The 12,578-nt window shown below is 42.2% G+C and carries 13 protein-coding genes; 5 read left to right on the top strand and 8 right to left on the bottom strand.

Annotated elements, in window-relative coordinates; translation table 11 throughout:
* The first annotated feature begins 206 nt into the window (after nucleotides 1-206).
* A complete protein-coding gene (locus tag DP117_RS09560) occupies nucleotides 207-938 on the top strand; it encodes a 15,16-dihydrobiliverdin:ferredoxin oxidoreductase (RefSeq protein ID WP_169218075.1) in 732 nt (243 codons plus the stop codon).
* 110 nt (nucleotides 939-1,048) lie between these two features.
* A complete protein-coding gene (locus tag DP117_RS09555; protein WP_169218074.1) occupies nucleotides 1,049-1,783 on the top strand; it encodes a phycoerythrobilin:ferredoxin oxidoreductase in 735 nt (244 codons plus the stop codon).
* A gap of 8 nt (nucleotides 1,784-1,791) precedes the next feature.
* Here DP117_RS09555 and DP117_RS09550 read toward each other — a convergent pair whose 3' ends face one another.
* Nucleotides 1,792-4,086, bottom strand: a complete 2,295-nt coding sequence (locus DP117_RS09550) for a recombinase family protein (protein ID WP_169218073.1) — start codon at nucleotides 4,084-4,086, stop codon at nucleotides 1,792-1,794.
* Between the two features lie 78 nt (nucleotides 4,087-4,164).
* On the opposite strand from DP117_RS09550, the gene DP117_RS09545 reads away from it, so the two are divergent.
* On the top strand, nucleotides 4,165-5,499 hold the full coding sequence (locus DP117_RS09545) for a proton extrusion protein PcxA (RefSeq protein ID WP_211176002.1): 1,335 nt from the start codon (nucleotides 4,165-4,167) through the stop codon (nucleotides 5,497-5,499).
* Between the two features lie 222 nt (nucleotides 5,500-5,721).
* Nucleotides 5,722-6,984 carry an MltA domain-containing protein gene (locus DP117_RS09540; RefSeq protein WP_169218105.1) on the top strand — a complete coding sequence of 421 codons (1,263 nt, stop codon included), beginning with the start codon at nucleotides 5,722-5,724 and terminating at the stop codon, nucleotides 6,982-6,984.
* A 397-nt stretch (nucleotides 6,985-7,381) separates the two neighbouring features.
* Here DP117_RS09540 and DP117_RS09535 read toward each other — a convergent pair whose 3' ends face one another.
* Nucleotides 7,382-7,945 (bottom strand): lamin tail domain-containing protein, encoded by a 564-nt coding sequence (locus DP117_RS09535; protein ID WP_211176001.1) that lies wholly within the window; start codon nucleotides 7,943-7,945, stop codon nucleotides 7,382-7,384.
* A 607-nt stretch (nucleotides 7,946-8,552) separates the two neighbouring features.
* On the opposite strand from DP117_RS09535, the gene DP117_RS09530 reads away from it, so the two are divergent.
* Nucleotides 8,553-9,005 carry a PIN domain-containing protein gene (locus DP117_RS09530; protein ID WP_169218071.1) on the top strand — a complete coding sequence of 151 codons (453 nt, stop codon included), beginning with the start codon at nucleotides 8,553-8,555 and terminating at the stop codon, nucleotides 9,003-9,005.
* Nucleotides 9,006-9,193: 188 nt separating this feature from the next.
* Here DP117_RS09530 and DP117_RS09525 read toward each other — a convergent pair whose 3' ends face one another.
* The 6 genes from DP117_RS09525 to DP117_RS09500 all read right to left on the bottom strand — a co-directional run bounded on the left by DP117_RS09525 (nucleotide 9,194) and on the right by DP117_RS09500 (nucleotide 12,495).
* Nucleotides 9,194-9,937, bottom strand: a complete 744-nt coding sequence (locus tag DP117_RS09525) for a hypothetical protein (protein ID WP_248277599.1) — start codon at nucleotides 9,935-9,937, stop codon at nucleotides 9,194-9,196.
* 174 nt (nucleotides 9,938-10,111) lie between these two features.
* On the bottom strand, nucleotides 10,112-10,495 hold the full coding sequence (locus tag DP117_RS09520; protein WP_169218070.1) for a hypothetical protein: 384 nt from the start codon (nucleotides 10,493-10,495) through the stop codon (nucleotides 10,112-10,114).
* Between the two features lie 26 nt (nucleotides 10,496-10,521).
* Nucleotides 10,522-10,908 carry a hypothetical protein gene (locus tag DP117_RS09515; RefSeq protein ID WP_169218069.1) on the bottom strand — a complete coding sequence of 129 codons (387 nt, stop codon included), beginning with the start codon at nucleotides 10,906-10,908 and terminating at the stop codon, nucleotides 10,522-10,524.
* Between the two features lie 307 nt (nucleotides 10,909-11,215).
* Nucleotides 11,216-11,548 (bottom strand): filamentous hemagglutinin, encoded by a 333-nt coding sequence (locus DP117_RS09510; RefSeq protein WP_169218068.1) that lies wholly within the window; start codon nucleotides 11,546-11,548, stop codon nucleotides 11,216-11,218.
* A 120-nt stretch (nucleotides 11,549-11,668) separates the two neighbouring features.
* A complete protein-coding gene (locus DP117_RS36090) occupies nucleotides 11,669-12,028 on the bottom strand; it encodes a hypothetical protein (RefSeq protein WP_248277598.1) in 360 nt (119 codons plus the stop codon).
* A gap of 113 nt (nucleotides 12,029-12,141) precedes the next feature.
* Nucleotides 12,142-12,495, bottom strand: a complete 354-nt coding sequence (locus tag DP117_RS09500; RefSeq protein ID WP_169218010.1) for a hypothetical protein — start codon at nucleotides 12,493-12,495, stop codon at nucleotides 12,142-12,144.
* Nucleotides 12,496-12,578: the final 83 nt, after the last annotated feature.

The raw sequence follows: 12,578 nt of genomic DNA, 5'->3' as shown, positions 1-12,578 counted from the left end.
TGTATGTTTTCGGACTTAGGGCATCTGGAGTAACGACCAATGAAGCAGGAAATTGATCAAGAGCGATCTTGAGAAGCCCACACCGTACCCGTTAGGGTCAGTGTTGGGAGAACGTCACAAATTATTGCGTCTTCCTTAATAAATGTGACAATGGCTCTCATAATCCTCTATTGTCGAGGAAGTCTTACAAATATGGATTAATCTCAATGTACAAGCCCTTTGTAAAACATCTTGAAAATGAACTGTTTAACAGATTCGATTTACAAAATCGGGCAATTCCTCCTGGGTTAGAGTTGAAGGTCAGCGATCGCGGCAGAAACCCAGCAACCATTCAAAGCTGGTGCTATGAGTGCCCAGAGTTACGCAAAATTCGCTACACTTACATAGATGCGGGCGAAAGCGCCCAAATTCTCAACAGTGTTATTTATCCTAGCTATCATTACGATTTACCCTTGCTAGGCGTAGACTTTCTCTCCTTTGGCAAAGTCAAAAATTTGGTTGTGCTTGACTTTCAGCCTCTGTTCCAAGATGAAGCATATCAGTGCAAGTACATTGAACCACTGAAATCGCTACACGCTGAATATCCAGATTTGGCACAAAATTTGGAGATGAAGTTTTATGATGCCAATCAGTATTTCTCTAAGTACCTGCTGTTCGCCAAGACAGATGCTGAAACTGTTGCAACCCGTTTATTTGCAGCGTTTAAGGACTACTTGAATTTGTACTGGCAAATGCTTGATGAGGCAGAACCTCTACAAGATCCAGAAGACATTGCGCGAATTGTAAAAGCACAAAAAGACTACGATCAATACAGTGCTGATCGCGATCCAGCATCAGGTTTATTTAGTAGTTACTTCGGTCATGAGTGGGCAGAACGCTTCCTCTACGAGTTTTTGTTTGAAGATGCAGTTCCATTAGCCGCAACTGCCAAAAAGTAGTAAAAGCTTTATTCAGTTACGTTACCAGTTATCAGTGATCAATTTATTTCATAAAAGACCAGAAAATAACTGATTACTGTTGAGTTGATTACTGTTCACTTGATTTTCAGATGACTCTTTATCAACCGTTTTTAGATTATGCGATCGCCTATTTGCAATCGCGATTAGAACTCATGCCCTATCCCATCCCTGAAGGGTTTGAATACAAAAGTGCGATAATGGGTAAAGGCAAGAATCAGGAAGAAGTTGTGACGACGAGTCACGGCTTTTGTACAGCAAAACTTCGACAGATTCGGGCAGCACATGTACAAGGTGGTCAATCCCTCCAGGTTCTCAATTTCGTCATTTTTCCTCAATGCAACTACGATCTGCCATTCTTTGGGGCTGACTTGGTAACATTGCCAGGAGGACACCTGATTGCCTTGGATATGCAACCGTTGTTCCGAGATGATCCTGACTATCAGGCAAAGTACACCGCACCAATTCTGCCCATCTTTGAAGCCTATCAGCAACACTTACCGTGGGGTGGAGACTTTCCGGAAGAAGCCCGTCCTTTCTTCTCAAAAGCATTTTTGTGGACTCGTCCCAAGGAAACGACTGCTGTAGAAACCCACGTGTTTGAAGCGTTTAAAGACTACCTCAAAGCATACCTGAATTTTGTAGAACAGGCAGAAGCCGTGATGGATCCTCAAGCCTTAGCTGCTATTAAGCAGGCACAATTGCGCTATCTACAGTATAGGGCCGAGAAAGACCCCGCACGGGGAATGTTCAGGCGCTTCTACGGCGAAGAATGGACAGAGGAATACATTCATGGTTTCCTTTTTCATTTGGATAGCTTCAACTGAGAACTAGTCTAAACTCCAGTCTGCTCAGAAACAACTGCTACAGAAGCATGTACTAAAGGTAACAACGGACCTTGTTGATCTTGCCCATTCACAGCTAAATCGCTATGACATAGATAGACTTTTTCAGACACACGAGCAAGTAAATCTGCCAAAATTCTTCGCAGTCTTTGTTCTTGTGCTATTTTTTCATCTTCGACTGTCCAAGGTGTACCCAGCCTTTCTTGAAGGAAGAATGATGCACCGAATAAAGTTGCTGCACCACCTTTTGCCCACAAAGGCGAACCAGCATCCAGCCAGAACTGCCACCGATGAAATGTTCTGTTAGAACGATATTGAAAGATAGTAGCCAATGTGACAGAGTTTGATTGAGGTCCTATAGGACGAATCGGGTACGGGTTGGCGGTAATCGTGCCACGCCGCAGCAGTTGTATAAACTCTGCTATCGTCGAGTGAGGTGGAGTAGCCTCTCTTCCCGTACCCTCCGTTACTGAGAGGGAAGCAGAGAAAGTTCTGTGCAATCTGGTATCAATTTCCCAGTAGTGCTGGGCTGTTTCCAGTAGTTCCCGCAGTGCTGCCAATTGATCATAGGTGAGATGAGTGCCATTCCACAAAAAACGCTGAATTGTTCTGTCTAAAAGAGAAATAGGACTAGGAATTAAGCGCATTTCCTGCTGGGTTCTTTGCGTTTCTATCCACTCTGATATTTTACTGTAAGCCCTGGTAGCTACGTAACCCAGTCTATCCCAACGGTCAAACGCTGTGATGGGTAGTAATTTGGGTTGCTCTGGATGGGGTACAAAGCAGTAGTCTGCTATCAAACCAGCTCGAACAGGGTCAATATAGGAAAATGAGGAAGAGATTTCTAATTTTGTTAGCGCAGCGGGACGCAGTCCATCTTGAGATTGCGTCGCAATGCTTGCAACGCTACGCGATTTTGAATTGCTTTGTTCCCCTGCACCAACAACTCCTTTACTTAACACAACCAACATTTCTGCCACAGCATCTCGATCAACTAAGCGTCCTAAGCCGGGATAAACTAAAGCAAGGACCGTCAGCAGTCCTCTGACCAGAGGCGAACTAATTAAGGGACGTTGGTCGTTGAGGGCTTGTACTGGGATATTTTGCTTAGTGAGGATTTCTGTCAGGGTGTAACGGGCGATCGCATCCAAACCTGGTGCAATGACTGCTATTTCATTTGGCTGTATATTCTCCTGTTTAACAGCTTTAACAATCACCTCTGCGGTTTGCCGCAACAATTGGGCGCGGGAGGTCGTTTGAATCGATTGCACTGCCTCTGGTAAGCTTAAAGGAATCATCTGCTCTGTCATGAGTTCCAGCATCGGTGTGACTAAGCTCTCTACAGAATCTTGAAACAAAGGCTGAGTCAAAGTTTCTTGCTGACAACGTAGCTTCAATCCTTCCAAGTAGTTGGGGTCAGCTCCGAGTCCCAACCGCACCACACTATCATAATTGTAACTAAATGCTCCCACTGCACCGCTATCAAGAAGCAACTCAAACAGGTGACGCGATAAAGCAGGGTAATCTTGTATGTCATCAGCTAGCACCGCTTGATAGCGTTTGGTAAGCTGTTGCTGATAAATTGGATTTGGTAAGAGGTATTGACCGTAGACTTCGGTCATAATGCCATACGAGAGAAATCCTCTCTCCAAACACCAGTTTCGCCAATTTCGTAGCAAAGATGCTACGAGTTCGGGTTGTAAGTTTGTACCATTTTCTTCCTCAGTCATGGCACTTAGCAAAACATCGTCAAATGTTTCACCAGTTACACCACTATAAGCTCCTAATTGTAGTAAATCCAAGATGCGACGTACCAAGCGGTATTCATTCTCTCCCGCCCGACGTAACGTTCCTTTATCCAATTGGGAACGCCAAAGTTTAGTTGCTAGTTCCTGCTCAGTTTCTGGACGCAGCCGTACTGGAAATTGTGCCTTTAACTTCAATAATTCAATAAGCAAAGGCCAAAATAAAATCACTTCATCCTGAATAAAGCCTAAGGGCGTCTTGCAACGTGCTGGATATTTTCCCTGTGTTGCTGTGACAATTTTATCTGCTAAATACTGACGGTTTTCGTTATTGGCAGCCAAAACTAAGACCCCTGGTTCTGTTTGATGAATATATAGCCGTCTTGGCATATTCTCGCTATTTTTTCGCCCTTGATTTTTCGTATAATAAAATTCTTTAGTGCTAGCTTCACTCAATACCCAACGACAAAACTGTTTGATCAAACGAGTTGTCTTACCGCTGCGGGTTGGTCCTGTTATCCAAAGGGAATTAGAATTCACAAACTATCTCCTTGGAGATTTGTTAAGATACTTCGTGCGTTAACTTATGTTTAATAGTCACAAAACAATGCTGGATTATTGCCAACAATGATTAGTTCTGTTTTTCGCCAAAAAATATATCCTTTTTTACTAGCATCTTATCAATGGTACTTAAGGACACCAGAACGTTCTCTAGATAAGGCTTACAACGCGGCATTACATATTAAGGCAATAGAAGATGAACACTTCAATGGTAATAAAATAGACTTGCAATCCAATCAGTACAGCTATAGTGTCATAGATTATTTTGAGTCAGACCTTAAAAAACAGTTAAAAATTATCCGAATGCGGCTAACAGAATTTAAGGCAAGCCGTTTTTTTCTGAGTGAATCTAATCAAAAAACAGCAAAGGAATTAGGCATAGAGCTTCCACACCCTTCTTTAATTTTAGAAAAACTCAAAAGCATTGATGACATCACAACAAAATACACTAGAACTGACGAATTATATTCCCAAAAGTCCATAGACAGAGACCAAAATAGCTTAACCAAGGTACAACCTCCAACTAATGAATTAAAACAACAAAACTTCTCGACTCAAAAATTCGACAATAAAGCAGACCAAAGTAAGACAAATACAACAGGACTTTTACCTCGTTCAATATTCAATACTTTTACTCGTCTACAAGTTGAATTAGACCCCAACGCCGAACAAAATGTTGTTAGAAACTTCCGTACGACACAAAGAAGAACAATAATATCTGTCCGATTCCTCCTTCTACTCATTATAGTTCCTATTTTGACTCATCAATTGTCAAAAGCACTGGTTGTTGGACCAATGGTTGACCGTTATTTTGCAAAATTTTCACAAGAAAGTTCTATTTTCCTCAATTATGAAATGGAAGAAGAAGCTTTAAAAGAATTGAACTTTTTTGAAGAAAAAATAAAGTTTAATAATTTGCTGATCAATAATGAGCCGTTATCTATAGAACAGATAGAAACTGCAGTCCAAAAAAGAGCTCGTGAAATTGCTAAGGAGTTTCGTGGTCACAGTTCTAATGCTATTAAAAACGTTTTTGCTGATATATTATCTGTCATTGCGTTTACCTGGCTCTTGCTGATTAGTAAGCAAGAGATAGCGGTACTCAAAGAGTTTTTCGACCATGTTGTCTACGGTCTCAGTGATAGTGCAAAAGCATTTATCATCATTTTGTTTACAGATATATTTGTAGGTTTCCACTCTCCTCATGGTTGGGAAGTGATCCTAGACGGTATTTCACGCCATTGGGGATTACCAGCAAATCACGATTTCATCTTCCTATTTATTGCGACATTCCCAGTTATTTTAGATACTATATTTAAATACTGGATCTTCCGTTATTTGAATCGTATATCGCCTTCTGCTGTTGCTACATATCACAACATGAACGAGTGATGAGCCTGGCAACTCAAATATATACTCTACGGGCACACGCTACAAAGGAGCGTGTGACTCCTAGCTTGGGAGGCACAAAATTCAAAATATGCCTGTAAGGCACACACTTTATAAAAAACGATGAAAAAGACATTTGTCGCGATGGCGAAAAGCATCACGCCCTTACAGGCGATGGCGATCGCCATCAGTTTACCCATAGTACCTATAATTGTGTTATTATCTATGCAACCTCTAGGGCATTTAGCACTGAGTCCGTTGCAGTGTAGAGTGAGCAGATGGGAGCTACCAGTATCCTCTCAAACTCAACAACAGGATACTGTTCAACAGCAAACAGCGCCACCGCCACTGGTACCCATTGAAAAGTCACCGTTTCCTTGTTGTGAGGGCGATATTTCTTGTTTCGATAACCAATTATGGGGCGAAAACAATCAGCCAGCAGACAAAAAAGCTTTGTTGACATCTGTAGATCGGAGTTTGCAATATCTGTTTTCTAGGAATGCGAGTGTAGCGTATCAACAGTATCCGGTGGAGGGTGTGACACGCGCTCACGTTATCAAAAGTTTGCAAAGATTCCGAGAGTTAGTTTTAAAATCTAAATCTGCTGCAGAACTGAATGCAGCAATAGCAAAAGAATTTGTTTTTTACCAGTCAGTCGGGAAAGACAACAAAGGCTCGGTGTTGTTTACAGCATATTATGAACCAGTTTATGCTGCGAGTCGCGTTCCCACGCAAGAGTATCGCTATCCAGTTTATCGCTTACCACCTGATCTTGTCTCATGGCAAAAACCTCATCCTACACGCTTGGAACTAGAAGGTGCTGATGGTTTGCAAGCCTCAAAAAGTCGGTTACGGGGGTTAGAGTTGTTTTGGTTTCGCGATCGCCTAGAACCATACTTAGCACAAATTCAAGGTTCAGCGAAACTTCAGCTTTCTGATGGAACCGAGACAACCATTGGTTATGCTGGTAACATCGCTTACAATTACAAGAGTATCGGACGAGAACTGGCAAACGATGGCAAGTTACCGCTTGAGGGTGTAACCATGCCGAAGATCCTCAACTATTTCCAGAAGTATCCACAAGAGTTAAACGTTTATATTCCTCGCGATCCTAGCTTTGTGTTTTTTCAAGAAAACCACGGTGCTCCAGCAGAAGGTTCTATCAAAGTACCACTGACAGCAGAACGCTCAATAGCAACAGATAAATCTCTTATGCCTCCTGGTGCTTTAGCGTTAATTCGCGCTCCCTTCCCCTTTGTTAATCATCTTAGCGGACAAATCGAGCATCGGATTGTCAGTCGGTATGTTCTTGACCAAGATACAGGAGGGGCAATCAAAACTGCAGGGCGAGTAGATTATTTTCTTGGTTCTGGTAAAGTGGCGGGCGATCGCGCTGGCGTAACCGTAAGTTTAGGGCAGTTATATTATATGTTGCTGAAATCTCGTCAACTTGGTGCTGCGAACCCCGCCAGGAATCCCACACCGTAATTTTTGTTCGGTGTGGGTAGTTAACGTGGCGCGGAAGTCCCCACCCTCAGGCAATGCCCTGGTGGGGTCGTTCACTCCAGGCTATTTACTGCGATGCTATTTTGACGCTCCCCGCCCTAAAAGGGACGGGGATTCTTAAGACATTACTGCCTTAATATCCTGTTTGCACAGGTTAAGCGGCTCAACACGTTTGCCCAAAGGGCGTGCTGATATCTCCAAGGGCGTAGACTTTCTCCCAGTCCGGGAGTAGGTTTTAATGTCTTGTACTGACATATTCATTATATCTTTGACCGAGGCGTAAACGCCTTCAAGCAGCTTTCATCCTTTGCCTAAAGTACGGAATACGGCACTACGTGCCTGTTCCTCAAGGGTTTTCAGCCAGCCTTCCTTATAAAGGTCATTTTTTGAACTGCCCTGTTGTTTGTTCCACTCGACGATTACTAGCAAAGGAAGGAAGGTTATTATTACTCTGTGGTGTTTGTGGATCCTTTGAAACGGCAGTTACTTCCTTAGTTTTCTTGTTACCATAGCTGAAGCTATCCACTAGATTTCCTTTTGCATCGTACAGTAGCCCCACATTCCCTTTATTGTTCCAAATTGCTCGCTTGACGCCAAAACTCAAACCTCCGGTTTCTGGATGTATTTCATTGGTATACACTCGCAAACTTTTTCCTGGCCTCAATAGCGTCCCTTTGGGAAAATAGAAGTTTTGAGGAGTATTCTCACCATGTAGTCGCCAGCCTGACACATCTACAATTGCTGACCCCTGATTGGTAATTTCAACATATTCATCTGATTCCGTCTGTTTTACCAACCCTTTATAGAAAATGTCCCTAATCACTACTGCCTGCTGACCAGCACTGACGCCAGCATCAGCGCTAGTCGCCAAGCCCAGTAGTGTTGTGAGGCATAAAACCAAACCAACAATAGCAACAGCCATCTGTGAGAAAAGTTTTTTCATTTGAGTCGTGTTTAACCTGAACAAGTATAGGAACTAAACTTTACAACCAGAGGATACAGTGGCATCAAGTTTCTGTAAAGACCTTGTAAATGATCCACTGCTTCAGAACGATACAACTCAAAACCACGTAAAAGATAAGTATATAAATTTTTCTTATAAAATTTAAAGCTTTTTCTAAAAAAAGATTAGTTTATTTAATCATTTATGACATATTGATGATATCATAACAGTCTGCTTGTGAGCGTCATAGCTCTACGTTATGACTAGTTGTTAAGTTTTTAAACATGAAAGAAATCCAAAATGATATGATATCATATCTGCTGAAATTTTGGATCTAACTAAATAACTTTGACTCCAGTTTGGAACTACAAAATTCATCTAGCGTCTTACGTACCTAAGAGTGTCAGCTACTCCATCAAATGCTGCTTGTCTCATGCAGACAATAGAGTCACGCCAAAGATGGTCTATCTTTCTTAATTATTGTGCGTAAATCAGAAATACTATCTTTTCAGTTTGTATATTTGTATATCAAGTGTGTTCCTGACTAAATGAGTTGAATCTCTCATTTCTCCACAATATATTAATAGATTAATAATGGGGTTTTAAAGTGTTCAAGATATTAGTTGATGCCGATTTAATATTAGAGGCTTTGATGAATCGTAACGGTTCTGTAGGAGAAGTCAGTGAATTACTTGATAGAGTACATCCGTGGATTCAAATGTACATAACAGATATTGGTTGGCAAAAAATCCACACATATACAAGCCGTTTGCGAAATACAAAGATTGCTGAGCTAGTGATTAATTGGTTGCAAGACAAAATCCAAATCTGTACTGTAGATCAGACTATTCTTCAACAAGCACGTTCTTCACCTCTTCAGGATTTTGAATCTGCTGTAGAGCTAGTCTGTGCTGGTTATGAAGAACTAGATGCGATTGTTACCCATAACTATGACGATTTTGCTCAAGTACCAAATAAATTTTGGATTTGGTCAGTTGCAGAATTGTGGATGCGTGCAAATTTAGAAAGCCAACTGCGTACAACTAGGTCTATCTCATAGCAATTCAAAATACCCTGCGGGAAACCTTATGCTTACGGATATGTCCTAAGCCCTAAGCCTATGCGTGCGGCGTGCTAAGCTAACGCCGTGTGCCGTTAGCTTAGCTCTTGTTATGGAGACACGGATATGTACTCGCGTTATCCAGTTGCCTGGGTGGCTTGAAACTCTCCTTTAAGAACCGCATTGTGTTAGCGTACGCTGACATCCATAGTGTAGTTTAAAGTACCGTTACCACTATTTTGTTGCGTGATATTGGTGCCAGGACCGCTCATTTCTACGCTCACAGAGGATGATGGAGGATTGTAGCGAGCTGACACTTCCACCTTGTGTTCACCAACAGACAAATAACGTGACAAATCTATTTTGGTGTTTTTGTCGTTGCTGATTTGCTTGACAACTTTACCATTGATTGTAATGTCACCTGTCATTTGAGCACCTGATGTATTGATGCTTAAGATATGCGGTTGACTGAGATTAGCTGCACTTAGCTGAAGTGAGCTTTTTTGATATCCAAAGGAATCACCAGAACTAGAGTGCTGGCGAGTAAATGTTGTGGATCTGTTCATATCACTACTTTTGTCTGTTGGAACAACAACGGAATAATCTTGGCTGCTTTCGTCGTCATTTTCATCGTCATTATCGTCTGTTGGAACAATGACAGAAGAATTTTGGCTATCTTCATCGTCACTGCTGTCTGTCTGAACAACAACAGAGGAAGTTTTCTGTTGGTTGTGGTTGCTATTGCTGTCTGTCTGGACAACAACAGAGGAAGTTTTCTGACTGCTATGGACGAAACTTTGTGCAAAAGCTGTGCTTACAGTCAGTAAAACTAAGCAGCCTGCAAAAATCACTAATCTACTCATGATGACATAACCAGATTTAAATAACAGCAGATGCGCTTCGGAGTTATTCAATTGTTTGTAGAATGACATGCGCCCTGCTGAACGCTTACGACAGAAGTTAGGCGAAAAGAAAAATTTCAGTCGATGTTGTAAACTCAACAAAAATTTTGTTGAATAAAAGTGGTCCCTAGCATGAAACCGAAGTTCCCGCCTGCTAGGGACTTCGGAAAATTGAGAGTTTTGAGAGCAGCCTGTAGGAGTATGTTACCTACCAGAAGGATAGTTGTGTGGTAGTCGAACCTTCACGCTGGGGTTCACATCAACGTTAATGTTTGGAGTTTTTACACCTGTGCGATTATAGCCACTACCGTCTATTCTTTGATTCACATTGCGACGTTGGTTGCAGCTACCCGAATCATTGAAACAAACTTGGCTTCCTGTGCTAACAGCACTGTTACCGTTACAATCTTTACCAAATTCACGGTTGACTGTCGTACCTTGCTGTGAAGGATTTTTGGAAATTGCGACTTGTGCGCCAGCACTAACACCAACACATCCAGCTGATGCAGAAGGAGTTAAAGAAGGAATAAAGAAGGGAGATAGCGCTGTCAGAGAAAACAGGCTGAAAGAAAGTAGTTTGGATTTCATGTGTGTAACCTTAGAATTATTGAGAATTATTGACAAGTTGTTGTAGTTGTGGAACTGTAAGTGCTATTGCCGCGATTAGAGCCAGTGCGTACGGTGCTTCTTTGGACTGAACGTCTGCCGTTACAGTAGCTTTGTGTTGTGCGAGGATATCTCAAACTCCTCAGACGCTGATCAACGCTATATTCTCGAATATTTCTTCTAGAACTTGGTATCTGACGAGAAGGATAAACGGTTCTGTAAGTAGGTCTTCTGTCTCTACTTCTGTCTCTAATTGTGATACCACCGTCTTCATCAATTGTTATCCTACTGGTACTACCTTCGACATCAATGTTATCTGCAGTAGCAATTCCAGCAGGTAATACAATCAGTGTAGAGATTACTACTAGTAATGAAGTTATTTGTCTGGCAGGCATGGCTTAATTCCTCTCTTCGTAAAAAACAACCGACTTTATATATAGCAAGCTAAGAAATCGGTAGAACTTGTATCAACTCCTCACCTATAACACACCACTGCACTGTCAACAGACACTCGCAATTTTCTGTAAGCTGGTGAGTCATTTGGTATTGCTTTCTCACGTAGAGCCAGCAACATCCAATAGCTGATTAGCCGTAACCCTCATACATCTCAGAAGTGGAACTTATCACGAGTTTGGCAGATGCGTAACCTAACACTCACAACAGTTTAAGACGGCAAACTAAATACAGACTGATACTTGAAGCTTAGCGCGAATAACGAGGTCCTTTGTATTGTTGTCTATTTCGTTGCAGCTGCTCGCTTCTTTGAGAAGCATACTGGTCAACAACACTGTTATCGATCGCAGCACCATTTTGGTCGATGCGCTGATTAGTGTTTTGTCTTCCAGAATTGGGGTAACCAGCTTTTTTCTGAGTGCTGTATTGGTCAGCCTTTTGATTCACTCGGCTATTTTCACCACCAACACTAGCATTTTGATTAATTTCCTGCTTAGTCACTCCTTCGCCAGCGAAAGCTACAGTTGGCATTACCATGACAGCAGCGGCTATTAGACCCAGGGTAAAGGTTTTCTTCACCATTTTTAACTATGTCCCAAATATATGAATGGATTCTTGAAGCAGTGGCGTTGCGTTGCCGAAGTTGGGAAAGAATTAACTCATACTAAAGACTGTGCAACGCCTTTTGATGACAACAGTATATTAGCGACGGTAGACGCCACGACCACGAGCATTTTGACGCTGGTCGTTGTTGGTCTCGCTGTATTGGTCAGTGGTAGAACCATCGATAGCCGAACCATTTTGAACAGTGGTTTGACGAGCATCTTGGTCTTGGCGAGTTCTGCGGGAACCACCATAGTAACCAGAACGAGAGTCTCTACCGCGATTTTGCACTTGGTTGCTGTTGGTTGTGGAAGTTTGAGTCACGCTACTACCGTTAACAGCAGCACCGTTTTGCTCAGTATACTGGTCAACGCTTTGTGATTGATCTGCTAATGCTGCGGTAGGAGCAATCATCAAACCTGCAGCCAGTAAACCAAAAGCAATAGATTTGTTCAACATAATTTTTTGACCCTGTTAGTTGTGTGTGTGTTGTGAAAGTTATGTGTTGTTGTCACCAGATGGCGTTGCGCTTTGAAGTTCAAGTGTGCAACGCTTTTGTGTCAAATCAATGATTAGCGAACACGTTGGTTCTGACGGTTGTTGGTGTTGCTGTATTGGTCAGTGGTAGAACCATCGGTTGCTGCACCACTTTGCTTGGTGGTTTGTACAGCATCTTGACCTTGCTTAACATTGTTACCAGGGCGAACATAACCGCGACGGTTGTGGTAAACAGGACGACTGTTTCTTGCGTCTTGCACTTGGCGGCTGTTGGTTGTGGAAGTTTGAACTGTAGAACTACCATTGACAGCAGCACCGTTTTGCTCTGTGTACTGGTCAACGCTTTGGGATTGACCTGCAAATGCAGCGGTTGGAGCAATCATCAAACCTGCAGCTAGTAAACCAAAAGCAATAGATTTGTTCAACATTTTCATAGACCTCGTTAGTTGTGTGTGTATTGTCAAAGTTAAAAGTTATGTGTTGTTCTTTGGGAATGGCGTTGCGCCTTGAC

It is taken from the genome of Brasilonema sp. UFV-L1 (genome assembly GCF_012912105.1).
Classification (GTDB): Bacteria; Cyanobacteriota; Cyanobacteriia; order Cyanobacteriales; family Nostocaceae; genus Brasilonema.
The sequence above is the reverse complement of the archived record's forward strand: the minus strand, read 5'-3'. Positions and strand labels throughout refer to the sequence as shown.